General features: G+C 36.3%; 14 protein-coding genes and 1 tRNA gene. 6 read left to right on the top strand and 9 right to left on the bottom strand.

Features of this window, described 5'->3' with window-relative positions:
- Positions 1-8 precede the first annotated feature (8 nt).
- Complete coding sequence (locus GOQ17_RS11995; RefSeq protein ID WP_159637657.1) at positions 9-947, bottom strand: aspartate carbamoyltransferase catalytic subunit; 939 nt, start codon at positions 945-947, stop codon at positions 9-11.
- A gap of 28 nt (positions 948-975) precedes the next feature.
- Positions 976-1521: a bifunctional pyr operon transcriptional regulator/uracil phosphoribosyltransferase PyrR gene (gene pyrR / locus GOQ17_RS11990; protein WP_159637656.1), complete on the bottom strand. Its 546-nt coding sequence runs from the start codon at positions 1519-1521 to the stop codon at positions 976-978.
- 403 nt (positions 1522-1924) lie between these two features.
- Between pyrR and GOQ17_RS11985 the strand changes: the two genes are divergently transcribed.
- A complete protein-coding gene (locus tag GOQ17_RS11985) occupies positions 1925-2134 on the top strand; it encodes a hypothetical protein (RefSeq protein ID WP_159637655.1) in 210 nt (69 codons plus the stop codon).
- 12 nt (positions 2135-2146) lie between these two features.
- The gene (locus GOQ17_RS11980; RefSeq protein ID WP_159637654.1) at positions 2147-4186 is read left to right on the top strand and encodes a fimbrillin family protein; all 2040 of its coding nucleotides are present in this window, start codon (positions 2147-2149) and stop codon (positions 4184-4186) included.
- Between the two features lie 177 nt (positions 4187-4363).
- Here the strand turns inward: GOQ17_RS11980 and GOQ17_RS11975 are convergent, their stop codons facing one another.
- Positions 4364-7390: a glycosyltransferase family 117 protein gene (locus GOQ17_RS11975; RefSeq protein WP_236537138.1), complete on the bottom strand. Its 3027-nt coding sequence runs from the start codon at positions 7388-7390 to the stop codon at positions 4364-4366.
- A 548-nt stretch (positions 7391-7938) separates the two neighbouring features.
- Here GOQ17_RS11975 and GOQ17_RS11970 point away from each other — a divergent pair.
- Both GOQ17_RS11970 and GOQ17_RS11965 read left to right on the top strand, forming a co-directional pair.
- Positions 7939-8009, top strand: a tRNA-Gln gene (locus GOQ17_RS11970).
- Between the two features lie 157 nt (positions 8010-8166).
- On the top strand, positions 8167-9123 hold the full coding sequence (locus GOQ17_RS11965; protein WP_159637653.1) for a ribose-phosphate pyrophosphokinase: 957 nt from the start codon (positions 8167-8169) through the stop codon (positions 9121-9123).
- Positions 9124-9257: 134 nt separating this feature from the next.
- Here GOQ17_RS11965 and GOQ17_RS11960 read toward each other — a convergent pair whose 3' ends face one another.
- Genes GOQ17_RS11960 through GOQ17_RS11950 form a run of 3 tightly spaced genes read right to left on the bottom strand, consistent with a single transcriptional unit; the run spans position 9258 to position 15215 of the window.
- Entirely contained in the window at positions 9258-12656 is a 3399-nt protein-coding gene (locus tag GOQ17_RS11960) for a 3-keto-disaccharide hydrolase (RefSeq protein WP_159637652.1), read from the bottom strand.
- 12 nt (positions 12657-12668) lie between these two features.
- Positions 12669-13934, bottom strand: a complete 1266-nt coding sequence (locus tag GOQ17_RS11955) for a Gfo/Idh/MocA family oxidoreductase (protein WP_159637650.1) — start codon at positions 13932-13934, stop codon at positions 12669-12671.
- Between the two features lie 30 nt (positions 13935-13964).
- Complete coding sequence (locus GOQ17_RS11950; protein WP_159637649.1) at positions 13965-15215, bottom strand: ROK family protein; 1251 nt, start codon at positions 15213-15215, stop codon at positions 13965-13967.
- A 255-nt stretch (positions 15216-15470) separates the two neighbouring features.
- On the opposite strand from GOQ17_RS11950, the gene GOQ17_RS11945 reads away from it, so the two are divergent.
- Together GOQ17_RS11945 and pth are read left to right on the top strand one after the other, a co-directional pair.
- Complete coding sequence (locus tag GOQ17_RS11945) at positions 15471-16070, top strand: 50S ribosomal protein L25/general stress protein Ctc (protein WP_159637648.1); 600 nt, start codon at positions 15471-15473, stop codon at positions 16068-16070.
- Between the two features lie 85 nt (positions 16071-16155).
- Positions 16156-16719, top strand: a complete 564-nt coding sequence (gene pth / locus GOQ17_RS11940; protein ID WP_159637647.1) for an aminoacyl-tRNA hydrolase — start codon at positions 16156-16158, stop codon at positions 16717-16719.
- 162 nt (positions 16720-16881) lie between these two features.
- Here the strand turns inward: pth and GOQ17_RS11935 are convergent, their stop codons facing one another.
- The 3 genes from GOQ17_RS11935 to GOQ17_RS11925 form a co-directional block, all read right to left on the bottom strand.
- Positions 16882-17916, bottom strand: a complete 1035-nt coding sequence (locus GOQ17_RS11935) for a phosphodiester glycosidase family protein (protein WP_159637646.1) — start codon at positions 17914-17916, stop codon at positions 16882-16884.
- A 32-nt stretch (positions 17917-17948) separates the two neighbouring features.
- Positions 17949-19124, bottom strand: a complete 1176-nt coding sequence (locus GOQ17_RS11930) for a n-acyl-d-glucosamine 2-epimerase (RefSeq protein ID WP_159637645.1) — start codon at positions 19122-19124, stop codon at positions 17949-17951.
- Between the two features lie 80 nt (positions 19125-19204).
- Positions 19205-20527 carry an alpha amylase family protein gene (locus GOQ17_RS11925; protein ID WP_159637644.1) on the bottom strand — a complete coding sequence of 441 codons (1323 nt, stop codon included), beginning with the start codon at positions 20525-20527 and terminating at the stop codon, positions 19205-19207.
- Positions 20528-20530: the final 3 nt, after the last annotated feature.

Genomic DNA, 20530 nt, shown 5'->3' with positions numbered 1-20530 from the left:
TAAAAACCTTAACCTCTCTTTCCTGCTAGCAAGTATAATACCGCCATACGTACTGCTACACCATTTTCAACTTGGTCGAGAATAATAGAATGAGGACTATCTGCCACATCTGATGTAATCTCCACCCCTCTATTAATAGGCCCAGGGTGCATGATGGTAATTTCCTTATCTAGCGAATCTAAAATTTCTTTATTCAATCCGTACAACATTGAATATTCACGAAGTGAAGGAAAATAAGCAATATCTTGACGTTCTAATTGAATACGCAACATATTTGCCACATCACACCAATTCAATGCTTTCATTAAATCATGCTCTACTTTCACACCCAATGAAGTAATGTATTTAGGAATCAAGGTTGTCGGTCCACACACCATCACCTGAGCTCCTTGTTTTTGTAAACACAAGATATTCGACAAGGCAACACGCGAATGCAAAATATCACCGATAATAGCCACTTTACGTCCTGCTAAATCACCATATTTCTCACGAATAGAGAATGAATCCAATAAGGCTTGTGTCGGATGCTCATGAGCCCCATCACCAGCATTTACTATTTGCGCATTTACATGCTTACTCAAAAACACCCCCGCACCAGCGTATGGATGACGCATCACAATCATGTCCACCTTCATCGCCAAGATATTATTCACTGTGTCTATAAGGGTTTCCCCTTTGCTTACAGATGATGATGAAGCTGCAAAATTTATAGTATCAGCTGATAGACGCTTTTCAGCTAATTCAAAAGATAAACGAGTACGTGTTGAATTTTCAAAAAATACATTGGCAATAGTGATATCTCTTAACGAAGGAACTTTCTTGATCGGACGATTCAGGACATCTTTAAAATTTGCTGCTGTATCTAAAATTAATTGAATATCATGCTCAGTTAGGTCTTTAATGCCTAATAAATGGCGTGTACTTAACTGTTCCGTTGTTGTTGGCATTGTTACTAGTATTTTTCGCTAAAAAAATTTATTTCTTGTCCGTAATCAGTACGATACTATCTTCTTTATCTACTTCTTCCCAACTTACGATCACTTTTTGAGAATCAATAGAATCAACTTGGATTCCAATATAATCAGGCTGAATAGGTATCTGTCTAGAGAATCGGCGGTCTACCAAACATAAAAGTTCAATACGCTCTGAGCGACCAAATGCCTGTATAGCATCCATCGCCGAGCGAATAGTACGACCTGTCCAAAGTACATCATCGACGAAAATCACATTCTTGCCTTCCACAATAAAATCAATCTGCGTACTATTGGCAAGTAATGGCGAATTTCCTTTCAGACGAAAATCATCGCGAAAGAAGGTTATATCTAGAATACCAGTATCTACATCTTTGCCCAACATATCTTTCAACTCTTTAGCAATACGATTAGCCAAAAAAGTACCACGTGGCTGAATACCGATAATTGCTGAATTCGAGAAATCTCCGTGATTTTCAATCAATTGTTGACACAATCTTTTGATTGTAATTTGAAACTTTGGACCGTCTAATAAAATCGATTGTTTCATTATAGGATTATTTCGACAAAAATAGGCTTTTTTATTAATAATTAGGAATAGAAATATTTATTTAGTCTTCAACCGACACACACCCACCCTTTTTTTTATGAAAAAAATATTAACGATTGAAAAATATATTTAAAATTCTACTATTATCGTGAAAATTTTTTATATATTTAACAACATTTAGCTAACTGAGGGTTATTAGTTCAAAATCGACCTAAAAAACCCGAGATACATTTACCTTAAGATTAACGATCGGTATTGATTTACAAATAAAGAAAATCGAACATAATTATATATTAAGTTCAATATTTTTAATATTAAAAAACCGCCATGTATACATAAAATATTAATTACGTATTTAATATTACATACCTACTAAACACCTTTAACAATAACACACTATCTTATGAAAAAAAAAGAACATATTGAGAAAATCTCTTGTAAAGACAAGAAAAAAAAGCTCTACGCAACACCTTCAGTACTACTAGCTAGTTATGTATTAGAATCTTCTATATCCGCGACATCAGTTATTCAAATGAGTTTTGAAAACGATGGCGAAACACCAGTTATTGAAGATTGGGTACAAAGAGAAAACCAACAATTTTGGGATTTTTAAACACAACTAACTATGAAAAACAAATATTATACATGCAATAAATCATTTTTTATTGCGCTTATCAGTCTATTAACCGTTGCAATAGGATGCTCAAAGGAAAAAGAGCAGTCGGAAGTTGGACAAACAGGAATAAAACTATCTATTAAAGTTGCAGGTATACAAGGAGCTAATGTCATTGAATCGGATAGTAGAAAAAAGAATTCTTCAGCTAATAATAGATTTTCTTCAACAGATTATGAATCAACCGTCGCGGTAGCTTCATCAGCACACAACATGGATGTAGGATTTACGGTTGATGCAGTTGCTAAACAAATTCCAATTGGCAATTCATTAAATGAAAAAACGGAAAAATCTCTCCTAGCCGCTACACAGCCCATGACTCCAGGCTTCAAATATCGTTTGTTAATATATAGAAACAGTTCTCCCAATCTGTGGCAAACTATGGAAGTCACTGCAGGGCAAGAAATTAATATTGATGTAGCCAAAGGAGACACCTATCGATGGTATGCATATTCATACAATAGCACTGAGAGCCCACCTATACCTGCTAACACTACAAATCCTACGGTAGAGGCTCCTATTGACAAAGATTTATTATATGCTGATGGCACAATTACAATACCAAATACTCCTGTCGGTGAATCCCATACATACCCAATAGCTATCACATTTTATCACAAGTTAACCCAAATTACTGTTCGGGTAGATGGAAATATGTTGGCAGATTATGCAAATATTAATGGTCTTAAAGCAATATTTAGTGAAGATGACTATATCAAGAGTGGAACTTTTGATATTAAAAATAACTCAATGGGTAATTTTCAAACTATTCCTACCACAGATATTTTTGATTTTTCGACTGCAAACCCTACTAATATTTGGGAGAAAGTATTTTATACTGCTGATGCGGCTTCTTTAGCATCATTTAAAGTAAAAGTAACTGACCTACCAGTTACCTTCAATAGTGTAGACCCGAGTGTAGCCGATGTAAATTTAGCCACATTTAGTAATGCTAACATCCCCGTACCCAACATTGAGTTCACTTATAATTACACAGCGCCAGCAGGAGGTCAAAACCTTATAGCAATAGCTAAACTATCCTACACATTACAATCGAGAAGAATACTACATGTATCAAGTGGTGCATCATACTCATATGCGATGGAACGGAATGCGCCATGGCTTATGATTAATAATCTTAACAACTTTGGAAACCTACCAAATAGTATAGTCAGAATGCAACCCTATGCTAGTGGACAAGGAGTATGGAAAGGAGGAACTGCTACAGATAATACAGCAAATTGGATATTAAATGGACTTACAACACAGATTTTAGCAAGACTAAACCCAGCAGTAGCTGCCGATAAACCAGATATTGTAATTATTGGTTATGCACAGAGCACTTATTCCACACAACTTCAAGACGCCCTCGTAAGCTATGTCAACGATGGTGGGATTCTTATATTAATGAATGAATACACCACATCAGGATTAGAGGGACTAGTCAACAAAATATTTAATAATCCAACTCCCGCAATTACTGCGGAAGCCTTAACTGGAGCCGGCTCAATGTATCCACTTACCAATGTAGATGATCGTGTACTGAATGGACCATTTGGGGATGTTCGAAATAAATACTGGGGTGAAGACGCGTCCACTTCAGTAGGACTCGAAAACCTACCTTCGGATGACGTAGTTATATATTCATACGGACAGGCTGCCAATAGAGCACTTGATGCTACTAATGGAGCAGCGGTATCTATGTTCAGGCACAAAACAAAAAATTTCTTCTATTTAGGAGATGGGGGATTAACATCATATGGAGACCTTGTTTCTTGGACAATATGCCCCTTCATGTATGATGCTGCTACAGGTCGTCCATTACCAAAACCATACGGAGACGCATACACTACCCCAGCTAGTGATCCACGCCCCAATTACACGATTAGAAGAGAAGATGCGCAAAACGCAATCATTGCTGGAAACATTATGTTATGGGCAGGAGAACTTGCTGAATTTAATGGCTTAAATCCTTGGAGGTATTTACCTTAATAATAGTATACAATAAACGTAATCAAAATAGCATTTCAATTCGTTAATTGAAATGCTATTGAAATATTTAACTCAACAGTAGTACATATTTAGGAAAGATTATTCTAATCTTTTCCCAACAAAAAGATGATGTCATTTGATGACATCCACTCTCTCTTTTATACTATTTTTCACAGTTTATTCTCCGAAGAAATAGCCATATTGTTTCCAAAGTTCATTTGAAGCTTTTTGTACATCCGCATCTTTATATTGCTCGCCCATCATTTTTAAACGTTGTAAGCCAACAAGTGCTAAACGAACATTACGCTCTGACGACAAATCTTTGATGTATTGATTGGATGCATAGTAATGCATATTTTCTTTGATGTAATTCAGATTACGCAACGTGATTTCTTTTGCTTTAGCTGATTCTCCTGTTTGATACATGGCATCCAATAATGGCACATAACTCATTGGTTCGCTCATTTGATATACTTTTTTCGGAAGATTTTCATAAGCCTTCAATACTACATCATGTGCTTCTTTTTTCTTACCTGCTTGCAATAAATTTTGTGCAGTTTCTCCAAAGATAGAACTTGTGTAGAATGTCAAATAACGGTAAGTGTCTGGATCCAGATATTTTGCATTTGCAATATTTCCAAACTTATACTTATTCATGATTTTATCATAAACCGCATCCGTATATTGGATAGCTCCTTGCTCTGCATCCTCTACATTGGTATTTACAGGGATCAAGCGTAAGGCAAATCCTTCAGACACTAAGTACTTATCTAGTCCTAAATAGTATTGCTGAGGTGTAGTTGTGGTAAAATAAATAGGTCGCTTCCAATTATTATTTGCCAAGATAGACAATACCGATAACTCAGCGCGCGAAACGTATCCCATCGGGTAAGTAAATGTTAATGAGTCTACGATTGAATCTTGCCAAATAGCAGGAACAGCTTTGTTTGCTAATACAGCTTGCTTATCCACTTGCAGCTTCAAATTCTTAGTTGGAAGAATATTTATATTCTCACCAGACTGCGTTTGCATTTTGTTCTCTGGATCATCCGAAAGCATCACCGCCAAAGCCGCTTGCAAATCTACATTTCCAGGAATTTGATAATCGTAATAGTATATTACATCACGTACACCATCTTTGATTTTTTCTGGATCAATATTTATTGGCAATGCATCGGCATCATTAACTTTTTTCATCATTTGACGCATATACCAATCTGAAGAAAGTAAACTCAAGTTTACTACGCGTACATCTGTACGAATACCCTCTACTTCTTGCAAATACCACAATGGATAAGTATCATTGTCACCATACGAGAATAAAATCGCATTCGGTTCCACAGATTCTAAATAATTTAGTGCCATATCACGGGATAATGACTTCTCAGATCTATCGTGGTCGTCCCAGTTTTGCGAAGCTAATAATACTGGACCAGCCAATACCCCTAATGCCGTAACTCCAATTGCAGCAGATTTAGCATTCACTTTCTGCGAAAGCATCTCCCATAAAGCAATAACTCCAAGACCAATCCAAATCGAGAAAGCATAGAAAGAACCTGCATATGCATAATCACGCTCACGCGGCTGTAAAGGATTTTGATTTAAATACAATACAATTGCTAAACCTGTAAAGAAGAATAAGAGCATTACAACCAATGCATCCTTTTGCTTCTTACCAAAATGCCAATATGCTCCTATTAAACCTAGAATAAAAGGCAAAAAGAAATATGTATTGCGTGACGGATTTTCTTTTTCAGAAGTTGGCAAGGCATTTTGTCCACCAACCAAAATATTATCTATTGGCTTGATACCCGAAATCCAATTCCCCTCTAATGTAGATCCATGTCCTTGCACGTCATTTTGTCTACCAACAAAATTCCACATAAAATAACGGAAATACATATGTCCTATTTGATAGCCAAAGAAGAACTTTAAATTGTCCGAAAAGGTAGGTTTTTCTTCTGGACCCAAATTCAAGTATTGTCTATAGAAATTCGCATGTTCTGCTCTATCGCTGTATATACGTGGAAATACCGTTTCACGATCGTATGTGTACTTTGTTTTCTTACGCGCTACGACATATCTATCTTTATCCTTACGGTATACATTTCCAGCATCAAAAGCATCTGTTGGTTTCGCATCGAAATATTTTCCTTTAAATAAGGGCTCATCACCGTATTGTTCCCGGTTAAGGTAACTCAAGAATGCAAAAGCATTATCCGGATCAGAGTTATTCAAAGTAGGATCAGCCTTTGCACGAATGGTAATCATAGCAAAAGAGCTATAGCCGAAAATGATAAAACCAAGAGATACTAAAGCAATATTTAATATTGGTTTTACTTTTTTGATAGAATACCAAATACCAAAAATCAATCCACCAAGAACTAATAAAGCAAAGAAAGTAACACCTGTTCCAAATCCAAGTCCTAAAGTATTCACAAAGAATAAATCTGTGAACGCAGCAAACTTAATTAAGTATTGAATAACACCCCATAAGATAAAACCTAATACTACAACACCCATCAAAAATGCTTTGAATGCACCACCAGTAGTGACTTGTTTTGCCTTTCTGAAATAAATCACTAACGCAATAGCAGGAATTACTAACAAGTTTAATAGATGGACACCGATAGAAAGTCCCATTACATAGGCTATGAGAATTAACCAACGGTCAGCTCCTTCTTCATCAGCACGCACTTCCCATTTCAAAATAGCCCAAAATACTACAGCCGTACACAATGATGACATCGCATAAACTTCTGATTCTACTGCCGAAAACCAAAATGTATCTGTAAATGCATAAGCTAAAGCTCCTACTAAACCAGCACCCATTACGACAATAGTCTGCGTTTGATTGAGCGCAGTAGATAGATTTGAAGTTCCTACAAAGATTTTGCGACCAAGTGCAGTAATAGACCAAAACAAAAAGAGAATTGTCAAACCTGAACTCACTGCAGAACCTACATTCATCCAATAAGCAATTTGAGATTTATCACCCATCGCCATATTAGAGAAGATATTTTGGATCATCAAAAATAAAGGCGCACCAGGTTGATGCACAATTTGCATCTTGTAAGCTGAAGCAATAAATTCTCCACAGTCCCACCAACTCGCTGTACGTTCAGCAGTCACGACATAGACAAGTGTAGCTACAAAAGCACAAAGCCATCCTAGCAGATTGTTAATCTTATTGTAATTCATCATATATTATTTGCGCTATAGAATAATTGATTTTATAAAACACCACTTGATAATTAAACCGGCATTCTATGTAAATCATAGTTATAAACATTTTTTTGCTTATAAACTCGCTTCGAAAATAAGGAATACATTTCTACAAATGAATAAATAAATGACATTTTAACACAGCTTTACACTTTTTATTACTTCCACAAAGTAATAAAAGGAATAAAAGAAAAAAATATCACTCTGAAAATCAATAGAAATACGAATTACAAATCAAAAAAATTTGCTGAGATAAAAAATGAGCGTATATTTGCATCGTCAAACAAGAAACAACGACACATAAAGTTTGATCGTGTTTGTCTCATAGTATAAGGGTAGTACGACAGTTTTTGGTTCTGTTTGTCTTGGTTCGAATCCAGGTGAGACAACAACAAGAGAGTTACGAATAGTAGCTCTCTTTTGTTTTTTGACAAGAAATTAATAAAAATTTTTGAAAATTATTATTAGTTCTTATCTTTGCACAAAGAATGAAAACTAATATTTATTAGAAATCCTTCTTTTAAGAATGTCCGATGGTGTAAAGGTAGCACAACAGTTTTTGGTTCTGTTTGTCTTGGTTCGAATCCAGGTCGGACAACAGAAGAGAGTTACAAATTTGTAGCTCTCTTTTTCTTTTTAAGCTATTTCGATAACTTATTTTACCCCTTTTTATTTCTCACTATAGTCTTTTTATTTTCGATTGTATTTATCTAACTTTGTGCATCATTCATAAAACATATAAATACAACAACACCATGCCTTTGCAATTTAACACGGTTAAATTATTTGCAGGTTCAGGAACGCAAGAACTAGCAGAAAAAATCGCCCAATCTTACGGGAAAGCTTTAGGAGAGAAGACACTATCGAAATTCAGTGACGGCGAGATCCAACCGTTCTACAATGAATCTGTAAGAGGAAGTGACGTATTCCTAATCCAATCTACCAACCAACCAACCGACAATCTTTTAGAGTTATTATTGATGATCGATGCAGCGAAGAGAGCTTCAGCTCACTATATTACTGCTGTTGTGCCATATTTTGGCTTCGCTCGTCAAGATCGTAAAGATAAGCCTCGTGTAGCTATTGGTGCCAAAATGATTGCAAACTTAATCACAGCTGCTGGTGCAAGCCGTATTATGACAATGGATCTTCATGCCGCACAGATTCAAGGATTCTTTGACATCCCAGTAGATCATTTGGATGGTTCAGTGATTTTTGTTCCTTACATCAAATCCTTAAATCTGCCTAACTTGACAATTGCATCTCCAGACATGGGTGGTTCATACCGTGCGCGTACGTTTGCTAAATTCTTCAATGCTGAAGTAATTATCTGTGATAAACGTCGTAAACGTGCTAATGAAATCGAATCAATGTCAATCATTGGTGATGTTACAGGTCAGGATGTCGTATTAATCGATGATATCTGTGATACTGCGGGAACGTTATCAAAAGCAGCTGCTTTAATCATGGAAAATGGTGCTAATTCTGTTAGAGCGGTATGTACACATGCTGTATTATCAGGAAAGGCATACGATACCATTGAAAACTCTGTATTGACAGAAATGATCGTAACGGATACTATTCAATTGGATCCTGAGAAAGCTAAAAACTCAACTAAAATAAAAGTATTATCTACTGCAGATTTATTCGCTAAAGCAATCAAAAGTGTAAATCAGCATTCTTCAATTTCTGACTTATTTGATGTTGATTAATTAAGTTATAATAAATATAAATACAAAGGGCTGAAAATTAAATTTCAGCCCTTTGTATTTGCTTTAAGGCTTAATATAAACAACAAGGGATGAACAAACTGTTCATCCCTGGATAAAATAAAAAGCCATGTTAATTACAAGCTTTTCACTCTAATATTCCTAAAGAAAACTTCAGTACCATGGCCTAAGAAACCGATATGCCCTGACGTTCTTTTCAATCCTGGGTGATCCTTCTTATCCAAAGCTCCATTTTTAGTTGCTTCTTTTATATCACCATCCACAATTACTTTACCGTTCAATGTTACTTTTATTTTTGATCCTTGCACACGAATTTCTTGCTCATTCCATTCACCTAGTGGTTTTAAAGCGCCACGTTGTGCAGCTATGATTCCATAGACAGAACCATGATATTGATATGGTGCTAAATTCTTGTAAACCTCCGCATTGTCATCCAAAATTTGAATTTCGTGTCCAAGATATGCTGCATCACCTTCTAAAGGTGTGCGAATACCTACACCATTATTAGCTCCAGGAGTAAGTTTGAATTCAAAACGATAGACGAAGTCGCTATACTCCTTTTTTGTATAAATGTTTTTTCCAAATTTAGCATCAGGATTTGAACGCAAAACTCCTTCATCTGTGATTTCATAAGCAGTAGAAGATGTCCATTTATCCAAATTCGTACCATCAAACAACATTTCGAAACCTTCCCTTTTCTCCGCATCACTTAATGAGTAGGTTACCTTGCGTGGTAATTCTTTAATAAAGATATCTCTATACCATACGCGAGAACCATGCGCCTGAAGTTCGATCTGTTCTGTTGGGAAAATTGATTGATTTCTATCCCAATAGTTCTCTAATGTTACATTATCAACTACTAATTCGCCATTTAACCAAACCCAAACCTTCTCACCCACCATGCGGATTTTCAAATTATTCCATTCGCCAAGTGGATTATCAGCAACTTTAGAAGGTTTTGATTCATGCTTTTGGTTATTGTACAAACCACCTGAACCAACTTGAGCGCCTACATTGGTACGTGAGATATCCCACATTTGCACCTGTGGTGTTCCTCTCAAATACACACCCGCATCCGGTTCCTTACCATTTTTATCTAATTTCCAATCTAGGATCAATTCAAAATCACCATAGTGCTTCACTGTAGCGATATTGTCTCCATGCCCCGAGAACACTAAATTACCATCAATTGCAGACCATGAGTCGCGCATTTTTTTATCTGCAATTTCTTGCTTAGCAGCAAGTTCCTTCGCACTCATCTGCGATCGCTTAATTGGGTTTTCTACTAATCCTTTCCAACCTGTTAAGTCCTTGCCATTAAACAATGAAATGTAGCTCTCCCCTTTAGGCATTTCAGCCAAATGACGAACAATCGCTTCGCGCAAATATGAACTTTCGCTTCCTGACAGATTGTTTTGAGCCTTTTCTAGCCATTGACGCACATCTGTCCCGATAAATGACTTGTTGTCTGCTGTAATATTCATTACTACATCTGTAGCCGTGCCTTTCAGATCTTTATCATCTAAATATTTACTAGCAAATGCTAAAGCAGAATATGTACCAGTAGCTTTTAGACTTCCTAAAGCCGTATTTTTTTGTCTTGTGCTTTGCGCATATTCGAAAGCGTCCTTCAACAAAATCGTCTTCTGATCATTGTTTACTTTACTTGCATTCAGTTGTCTGATAAAACCATCGAAAATCGTACTGAATAATGCCGCATCTTTCTCTGTACGCAATAAATTTGTCAATGCATCTAAAGAAGAAGTGTTTGACCAGCTTGCTAATGCCTTAATTGCCTCTGCACGCAACGGATTACCTTGACCAATATAATTTTGGATCGTTTGCAATGATTCTGCGCTACCCTCACCTGCAAAGATAGGGAAGTATCGCGCTGATGATGGCGCTAAAGAACGTGAAATATTAGCGGAAAGACGTTTCACTATATCCGCCTTATTCGAATTATTTTGTAAAGCGATGATAGCAGCTTGCTGTGCAGCTTGTACATCTTTTGGATCTGCTTTGCCTAAAACTTCAATAATCTTATCGAAATCATTATCATTTACTACATTCGGCAAAGCTGTATATGCTGCTGCTTTAATGTTACTATTTGAAGAATTCAATAAATTGAAAACTTGCGCAGCCGAGCTTTGATTAGAACGTTTTGCTAACACATCCAATAATGCTAATTGAGTTTTCTCATCAGTAGAACCGATTGCTTTATTTACAGCATCAATAGTTTGTCCATTTTTTGATGTCAATAATAATGTTTTCAAGACATCAGCTTCTTTAATAGAGGCTGTAGCCAACTGACCAATTAAGAATTCCGTGTTTGCACCTTCTGTCAATGCTGACAATGTATTATATGCAGCAATTTTTGACTCTTCATCTTTCAATTTAGGCAAACTTTTTTCGATTACAGCAATTGAAGCTTTTGAATCTTTAGTTCTTAAAAAGTTAAATATACTTTCTTGTCCTTGTGCATCAAGTTTCAATAAAGAAGAAGCAATTTTCTTCATATCCGAAGCTGTAGCACCTTTACCTAATAAGCCTAACGCTACGTTTCGAAGAATAGCGTTATTACTAGAAGAAAGCTTTAACAATTCCTTCTTTTGCTTAGCGGGTTGTAATCTTGCTAATAATTCTAAAGCAGCAACTTTAGCACCGATAGCAGATTCACTATTAGCTTCTTTATATACTCGTGTTGCGACTTTTGTAGCTAAGTTTTGATTGTTGTTTTTCGATAAATTATTAGCAAATTCTAGTAACAAAGAGGAGGCGTTTGTACGATCAAAGCCGAATCCAACAGATTTTGCTTTGTTATAAAGTACATCATATGATTTTTCTCCACCAAATTTGCTCAATGCAGTAAAAGCATTTCTTTGGAAATTATCAGCAGAATATTGACCTATTAACTCAATAATTCGCGTTTCCGCATCTTGATTTTTGACTTCACTCAATGCTCCGATAATAGCCGTAGCTGTCTTTTCATTTACATTTCCAGCCAATGCTTTATTTAATGCTGCAGATGACTCTTGAGTATTAATTGCACTTAAAACTCGGGCAGCTTTTTCTGCTAGATAATCATCCGTTAAGAAAGTCGAAACTTTATCAACCGATTCATTCTTAGCGCAAAACTTCAACAATTCAAGTACATAACCTTTATTATCTTTGTCAGCTACTTGATCTAATGCCAACAAAAGACCTTTTGCATACTTTTCACGTTCTGCACTTTTGTTAGGTTGCATCACATAAAAAGCATACGAATTAGTAGCGTATTCAATGGTGGCATTAGGCGCACCTTGAGGCTTCAATCTATTTAATAGAGCAGCAACATCTTCCGGAGTAAAGCCGTCCAATTCTTTCATTGCCAACAAAAATTTTGATTGCTCCTCAGCCGGTTGTTGAGCCAATACATCAGCTATTTTGGTTGCTGTGGTACGGCCTGATGGTTGTTGTGCATACGAAGCTGTTTGCAACAACAATAATATAGATAGGGTATTAAAAATTCTTTTCATGGGTGAGTATAATTACATTGTCCAAGGACCTCTCATAGGTTGATCTATTAAACGATTCGCTGCCTCATCATTCACAAACATTTGTTTATCAGAATCGAAGTATAACGTGCGATTCAAACGTAAAGCTGCTAAGCCAAGATTCACCAAAGTACCCGAATAGTAGCCATTTTCTTCATTCAATGCAAATTTTTGACGTGTGCGTACAGCCTCCACAAAATCAGTCATCTGTGGTGCTGGATCAGGATATTGTGCTAGCTTGCGTTCCAAATCTGGTATATCCGATTTGAAGCCTCTATATAACTTACCTTTAGGTCCTTCGATATAGGCTTTACCTACTTCTGTTCCTTCTCCATCCAAAATAATTTGACAGCCGTCAGCATATGTGTACGTAATTTTGCGCCAAGTACCTACCGCATCTGAATGTTGCTGTGGAGCATCTACTTCTATTTTCACAGGACTTTCTGAATCTTTTCCTAAGAAATATTGCACTGGATCCAAATAATGTTGTCCCATATCACCTAGACCGCCACCATCATAATCCCAATAACCACGGAATGTCGTGTGCACACGGTGAGTGCTATACGGCTTGTATGGCGCTGGGCCTAACCACATATCGTAATCCAATTCTTTTGGAGCTTGCTCTACTGGTAGATTTTCCTTTCCTACCCAATAGAACTTCCAGTCAAATCCTGTATGCTTGCTGATCGTAACTTTCAACGGCCATCCTAACATTCCTGTGTCCACAACTTTTTTAATTTTCTTCACAGGCACATTCATACCATAGAAATTCGCGTCAAAACGAAACCAAGTATTCAAACGGAATATATTGCCATGTTGTGCAATAGCTTCTTTTACTTTTTTACCTTCTCCAATAGTGCGAGTCATTGGTTTTTCACACCAAATATCTTTACCTGAACGAGCAGCTTCAAGAGCCATCAATCCGTGCCAATGTGGAGGAGTTGCGATATGGACGATGTCTACTTCTGGATTTTGAATCAAATCCCTAAAATCATGATGCTCCTTTACGCCACCGCCTAAAGCTTTTTGAGCTAATGCTAAGTGTCTTGTATCTACATCACAGATTGCTACAGTTTTTGTACCTGCATAGCCAAAGTGACCTCTTCCCATAGAACCTACTCCAATCACGCCTTTTGTAAGATGATCGGAAGGAGCCAAATACCCTTTGCCCAGAACAAATCTTGGAACAATTGTAAAGGCAGCAGCTCCAATCAATGATTTTTTGATAAAATCACGTCTTGAAGAATTTTGTTTGTCCATATCTTAAATAATTAATTTTATAAAATGAGTTTAGTTATTCGTTATTAATGCGTCTAAATTACTTTTAAAATAATCTACAACAGTATATCTTACCAATCCTTGGGCATAGCCATTCTCGCCCAACGTAGACACGTGAATTTCACATTTTTGTCTAATTGCATTCATCGTATATTTATTCAAACTTTGCTGTATAGGAATAGTAATTAAAGACCCTGCTTTTGCGAATTTGCCACTTAACACTACCGATTCTGGATTTAAGATTTGAATTAATAAGGATATTGCCTTTCCTAAATTATTACCCAGATTTGCAATCAAATCTATAGCGTACTGATCACCTTGATTGGCTACTTCTATAATATGTTGAGGTTGAAGATCCGCCAGATTAGGAAGATTTTTGAGTAAAGTAGGCACTCCATTTTCTATGTCGTGACGTGCTTGATTCACCAAAAAAATTCCCGAAGCTATAGTCTCAAGACATCCCCTTTTGCCACAATAACACAACTCTCCTTCATCTACAAAAACCATATGCCCCATCTCACCAGCAAATCCTTCATTACCCATATAGACCTTGCCATCAATGATAACTCCTAATCCGATACCCCAATCCATTAGGATGACAAGCACATTTTCCTTATTTTGGGCGGCGCCATAAGCCAATTCACTTAATGCAGCACCTTTTACATCATTAATCACAGCGACATGCTTATCGAGCTTTTGTTTTAGATAAGCAGAAATATTAAATGCATTATTGCTATAAAATGTTTGATTGGTTCCTTGTTTGTAATTAATTAGACCTGGCATACTTAAACCGATAGCGGAAATCTCTTGCTCATCTACTTGCATATCTATATAATATTGCTGTATAACTAGAATAAGATCATCAATATCCTTTTCGTCTGTACTTATTTCGAATGGATAAGATTTTCGAGGGAACAATACGTTATTATTATTGTCCATGACCTCCATCCGAACAGAAAAGCGTTCAACTTCTACACACAGCACGTTAAAAACACCATCATTGAGTTGATATAAAACTGGTTTTCTGCCGCCGATAGACTCACCCTTTTCTTTGGGTATTAAAAGTTTTCGTTTATGTAAGTCTAATATAAGGTTATTCATAGTCGGAAAACTCAATCCAACATCTTGAACCAACTCGCCCAAGGTCAGCATTTCTTTATCAAAAAGCGTCATCATCAACTTTACTTTATTTAAAGCTGACTTACGTTTTATGGTTGTCTTTGCCGAACCAACTTCTCTTAATAAATCCTCTAGTAGACTCATAATGTAGGTTATATTCAAATGTAATAAAACGATTTTTAGAAATGAAAAAATATTTCAACATAACAAAAACTTTACTAAAATTTTTAATCAAGTTTTACAAAATCACTAATTTATTATAGTGATTATAACTAAATAGAAAGATTTATTTTCTTTCCATTCCTATACTTAATAGCCTTTCTAATAAAAAGTTAATATTATGTTGATAAGATAGATTTAATGATTATCTTTGCACCTCAAAATTTATATATTTTTAATATGAAATCAATTGCTATTAGCGGTTCTGTAAGACAGAACGTAGGGAAAAGAGATGCAAAAGAATTGCGTTATGAAGGACAAGTTCCAGCAGTTCTTTATGGTGGTGCTACACAAACTCACCTTTCTGTATCCGCAGCTGATTTGAAACCAGTTCTTTACACTCCAGATGTAGTTATCGTAGAATTAAACTTCGATGGAAAAACTGTAAGAGCTATCGTTCAAGACGCGCAATTCCACCCATTAACTGATTTAGTTACTCATATTGACTTTTTAGAATTATTTGATGACAAAGAAGTATCATTAAATATTCCTATTAAATTGACAGGAACTTCTCCAGGTGTTAAAATGGGGGGTAAATTAGTTCAAAAATTACGTAAATTACGTGTTAAAGCTTTACCTAACAACTTACCTCAAGTAATCGAAGTTCCTATGGAATCTTTAGAAGTTGGTAAATCTTTCCGCGTTGACCAAGTAAAATTAGAGAACGCAAAAGTATTAAACAACGCTGACGATACTATCGTATCTGTAATCATGTCACGTGCATTACGTCAAGCTGAGCAAGAAGCTGCTAAAGCTGCTAAAGGCGGTAAGAAAAAATAATTTTTGCTTCATTGCAAAATTTAGAAGGGCATCGAAAACGATGCCCTTTTTCGTAGCTTATCAAATCATTTTTTACCTTTGTACCATGAATTTTTTGATTGTTGGTTTAGGAAATATCGGCAGCGAGTATGCAGATACAAGACACAATATTGGTTTTATGGTGGCAGATGAGCTTGCAAATCAAGCTGGCACATCGTGGTCATTACAGAAACACGCTTACTATACAGAATTCAAGATGCGCGGGCACAATGTCTATGTCATCAAACCGACCACGTACATGAATCTAAGCGGTAAAGCTGTCAACTATTGGATGCAACAATTGAAAGTTCCAATCGACAATGTATTAGTAATTGTGGATGATCTGGCTATACCATTTGGATCTTTGCGCGTGAAACCAAAAGGTTCAGCAGCAGGACACAATGGGCTTAAGTCAATAGAATCACTCTGCGGAGGACAAAACTATCCAAGATTACGTTTTGGCATTGGAGATAATTTCCCAAAAGGAAGACAGGTAGATTATGTATTGGGTCCTTTTGAGAAAGAAGAACAGAAAGAACTTCCTGCTCTTATTGAACACGCTGTAAAGATGGTTCATTCGTTCGTAAGCATTGGTATTGAGCTTACGATGACAAATTTGAACACGAAATAATAAATACTTGTTCAAAATGAAAGCCACTCTAATGAGTGGCCTTCTGCTTAATCAATGGTAGATTGATAGGTATTCCCGAATCAGTCTGTAACTTTAATTATTACAGTAGATTTTTCATTTTTAAAGCTTAGTATTTTATTATATAATCGGTATTATAAAATATTATTGTAAACTAACCGCTGTAAGAACCGCACGCTCTGAACCACCGCTCGGTTTAATTGTCTCTTTCCCATTTACCAACATACCACTTGAGCCACCTCCATCTAAGTTTAGCGCTTCGACACACCCTAATGCTTTCATCACATTTGCTACATCTAATGTCGTAAGACCAGCAACACCTGGCGTTACATTACGTCCCTCGCAAACAAATAAGACCATTTTCTTATCTGCTGTAATCCCAATTGCAGTACGAGGCTGATTGGAAGTTGAAGAAACATCCAACATCTCTTGCACATAAGTATTTTTCACTTCTCCATTTTTCAATAATACGCCAACACCACCAATCGCAGTTTTAGCGTTTAAAACTGTTGCAGTCTCTGGAAATGTTGCAGTAGGCACCGCCAAAGGAGTTTTTGACGCATCATTCTCAGCAGGTTTATTATAAGAATAATTCATTCCAGCGCTCGTAAAATATGTCCAAGAGGTTTTAAATGAATTGTCCTGCATTTGGGAGAAAGCACCTAAAGTCGGATACCACATCGTTACCCAATCTTTTGAAAAATAATTTTGATTTGGAGATAGCATGACGCCATTCTTCACAACTAAATTTTGGGAGAAATAAAAAGCATTAGCATAATAGAATAAGCCTGCATTAATAATAATAGGTTTTTGAGTTTTGGTATAAAACTGCGTTAATGTATTAACAGTTTTCGAGCCATAACCTTTAGCAGTTTCATCATAAGCTATATCTCCCAAAATATCAAAAGTAGCTTTTGACATATCAGCTACTGCAATATAAGCGATAGCTTGTTTATTTTGCAAAGTAGCAGGAGACTTATAAACAGCTATATGACCTGGAAGATCTCCAAATGTTTTTTCAATATTCGTCCAGCCCAATTTCACTATGTTTTCATTTTTCTCACCACCTTTATCAGGCTCTTCTACGCCCCATGTAGGTGGTACATGTGTTTCTTCCTTGCAGGAAATATTCGTACAAATAGCTAAAACTAAAAGTAATTTTAAACTCGATCTTATCATAATTTAGGAATATAAAATGTTTAAAAATTGGACTAAACTCTTATTGGTTGTTTGCTTATTGACTGCAAAGCCTCATATACTTTTAATAAGGCACGTGGCACGTGGAAACAGCCTTTCCACTTACCTCCTTTGAGTGTCAATAGTGGCTCTCCTTGACGATTCAAATAGCCAAACCATTCGCCATAAGTAGGATCTGAAAAACGTGTAAAGGTATAAGCATCCAATTTCTCAAACCACAACTTACAATTCTCATTACCTGTAAATGCGTAACCTTTGGCCATGCATACTAAAGCCTCCAAATGCACCCACCATAATTTTTGATCCCACTCCAATTGCTGAGGTGGACGATTCAAAATATCTTTGAAATATAAAATACCGCCATATTGCTCATCCCAACCATATTCCAACGCACGTAAAGCAATATCCATGCATTTATTCATCAAAACAGGATCCTGGCGACGATCCGCCAAATCCATCATAAACCACATCGCCTCAATGATATGACCCGGATTCACCAAGCGACCTTCAAATGTATCTGAAAAAGATCCATCCAAATGAACACTCTCCATAATCAAGCCAGTATCAGCTTGGTAGAAAACCTCCATGACTTCATGTATGATTTCATCAATTAGTGTTTCTACCGTTTGTGTACCTACAAGATGTTCCAGTTCCAACGAAAGATTACTTAAAATCATCGGAAGAGAAAATCCTTTCAGATTACGCGTACCCGGATAAGCTTTGCTGTATATTCCTTTCGGATTATCTTGTCTTGTTAAGATTCGGTTGAATGTATCAACAGCAACCTGCGCATACTCATCTTTGTTGGTGATTTTGTACAACGAGGCTAATCCCATTGTGGCAAAACAATCCGAAAAGATATTGTAAGGCTGTACTAACGCTTTACCTGTACGATCTAATGCAAAATACCAATCGCCATTGGCATCTCGACCATGATCCAAAATGAAACGTGCGCCATGTTCGGCAATTGATTTCCACTCTTCTCTGGATTCAACACGATCATACATCGTAGACATCGTCCAGATTTGACGGCCTTGAAGCCACATGAATTTGTCTGTATCAAACACAGATCCATCACGTTCTAAGCAGGTAAAGTAACCGCCAAATTCTTTGTCTATGGAATGCTTTTCCCAAAAGGGTAAAACATTCTCTATTAATTCACTCTTGTATTTTCTTGCAAATTCGATCATTATATTGAATCCAAGATTTAATTTTTTAAATAAAAAAAATCATCCACACAATGATATTTTGTGTGGATGATTAGATATAGTTAGTCTTGCAATCCTGCCTTTAGCTCATCCCACCAGCCATAGTTTATGATATGAACGATATCAAAAATCATTGAACCTTGAGATTTCTTACGACACATTTTTAGTGCCTTAATAAATTGCTCTGGGTGATCTTTATATTGTTCTACATACAAGCCTGCGTATACCGGCGTTTCGCCTTTTACAACTTTTTCTACTAATTCAGCAGAACCTTCTACAGTATACCAATCTTCTTTTTTAACAACAAGCCCAGACTCTAATGTTCTTTCAGCTGTACCGTCATCTTTAATCAACTCCGTTTTATCAACTTCGAAATAATAGTTTCCGGTAGTAAACAAATCTAAAGCGTCTGCATAGCCATAATCTTTATATTTCTCAGTCGCCCAATCAAATTCTTTGCTCGGATCATAGGATTTGCTCGCAAAATTTACACCTACATCAAAATATAAAGGGTACCAAGAACCAGTGTAATCACCGAAAATGATATCTGGATTAATCGCCTTTAATTGTTCACGTGTTGAATAAATAAAATCATGGATAATACTTGCTCTCCATTCCAGCCACACTTTGTACAATTTTCCTTCTTTGCGATCTTTACCTTCGAAATAGAAAATGTCTTGTGGATAATTCTCTACTGTTTGGCCTAAATACTTTTCGAAAGCAACTCTACTTGAATCCGAAAAATCCGCATTTAAATTATCAAAACGTACACGATCCAATATGATACCATCCAATTTTGGGTAAGATGAAACTAATTCTTTTAGAATTGATTGTTCATAATTTCTTACTTGCTCCAATACTGGATTAACCATAGCAGAATATTTGGTTTTCTGATCAGTAATTTTCACAAATCCTTCTGGCAAGTATGAGATCGTTTGCCATGCTGCTTTGGTAGAATCTTCGTACACTACACCTCTATCAAAGTAATTGTGCCCCGCTACGAAAACGTTTGTAGAAGCATGCACTTTTAGTCCTAGTCGGTGACCTTCTTCGATGAAATAGGATAACATATCCCAAGACAAGTCTTTCTTTACACCAGTTCCACCCCATGATTCCATTACAGGAGCGATTTTGCTTGGATAAAGAACCTCACCTGTGATTGGTTTTACGTCAACTACAATATCTGTGACACCTACTTCTTTTGACTTTTCTAAGTAAAAAGTAATGGAATCTTTGTGGCAAAAACGATCAAAATTCGCTGTGGCATCAAACCATAAAATATTACGGTCTACAAAATATTTACTTTTATCGTCAACATTTTTCTGTGTTGAGCATGAAATAAAAGTAATCGTACTAGCTAATACTAAATATAATAATCTAAACATGTT

This window comes from Sphingobacterium composti, from assembly GCF_009829075.1.
GTDB lineage: Bacteria > Bacteroidota > Bacteroidia > Sphingobacteriales > Sphingobacteriaceae > Sphingobacterium > Sphingobacterium composti.
The sequence above is the reverse complement of the archived record's forward strand: the minus strand, read 5'-3'. Positions and strand labels throughout refer to the sequence as shown.

What these genes read in the sequence shown, in the direction of transcription:
- GOQ17_RS11995 (WP_159637657.1), bottom strand. Translation starts at nt 947, where the DNA reads ATGCCAACAACAACGGAACAGTTAAGTACACGCCATTTATTAGGCATT.
- pyrR (WP_159637656.1), bottom strand. Translation starts at nt 1,521, where the DNA reads ATGAAACAATCGATTTTATTAGACGGTCCAAAGTTTCAAATTACAATC.
- GOQ17_RS11985 (WP_159637655.1), top strand. Translation starts at nt 1,925, where the DNA reads ATGAAAAAAAAAGAACATATTGAGAAAATCTCTTGTAAAGACAAGAAA.
- GOQ17_RS11980 (WP_159637654.1), top strand. Translation starts at nt 2,147, where the DNA reads ATGAAAAACAAATATTATACATGCAATAAATCATTTTTTATTGCGCTT.
- GOQ17_RS11975 (WP_236537138.1), bottom strand. Translation starts at nt 7,390, where the DNA reads ATGATGAATTACAATAAGATTAACAATCTGCTAGGATGGCTTTGTGCT.
- GOQ17_RS11965 (WP_159637653.1), top strand. Translation starts at nt 8,167, where the DNA reads ATGCCTTTGCAATTTAACACGGTTAAATTATTTGCAGGTTCAGGAACG.
- GOQ17_RS11960 (WP_159637652.1), bottom strand. Translation starts at nt 12,656, where the DNA reads ATGAAAAGAATTTTTAATACCCTATCTATATTATTGTTGTTGCAAACA.
- GOQ17_RS11955 (WP_159637650.1), bottom strand. Translation starts at nt 13,934, where the DNA reads ATGGACAAACAAAATTCTTCAAGACGTGATTTTATCAAAAAATCATTG.
- GOQ17_RS11950 (WP_159637649.1), bottom strand. Translation starts at nt 15,215, where the DNA reads ATGAGTCTACTAGAGGATTTATTAAGAGAAGTTGGTTCGGCAAAGACA.
- GOQ17_RS11945 (WP_159637648.1), top strand. Translation starts at nt 15,471, where the DNA reads ATGAAATCAATTGCTATTAGCGGTTCTGTAAGACAGAACGTAGGGAAA.
- pth (WP_159637647.1), top strand. Translation starts at nt 16,156, where the DNA reads ATGAATTTTTTGATTGTTGGTTTAGGAAATATCGGCAGCGAGTATGCA.
- GOQ17_RS11935 (WP_159637646.1), bottom strand. Translation starts at nt 17,916, where the DNA reads ATGATAAGATCGAGTTTAAAATTACTTTTAGTTTTAGCTATTTGTACG.
- GOQ17_RS11930 (WP_159637645.1), bottom strand. Translation starts at nt 19,124, where the DNA reads ATGATCGAATTTGCAAGAAAATACAAGAGTGAATTAATAGAGAATGTT.
- GOQ17_RS11925 (WP_159637644.1), bottom strand. Translation starts at nt 20,527, where the DNA reads ATGTTTAGATTATTATATTTAGTATTAGCTAGTACGATTACTTTTATT.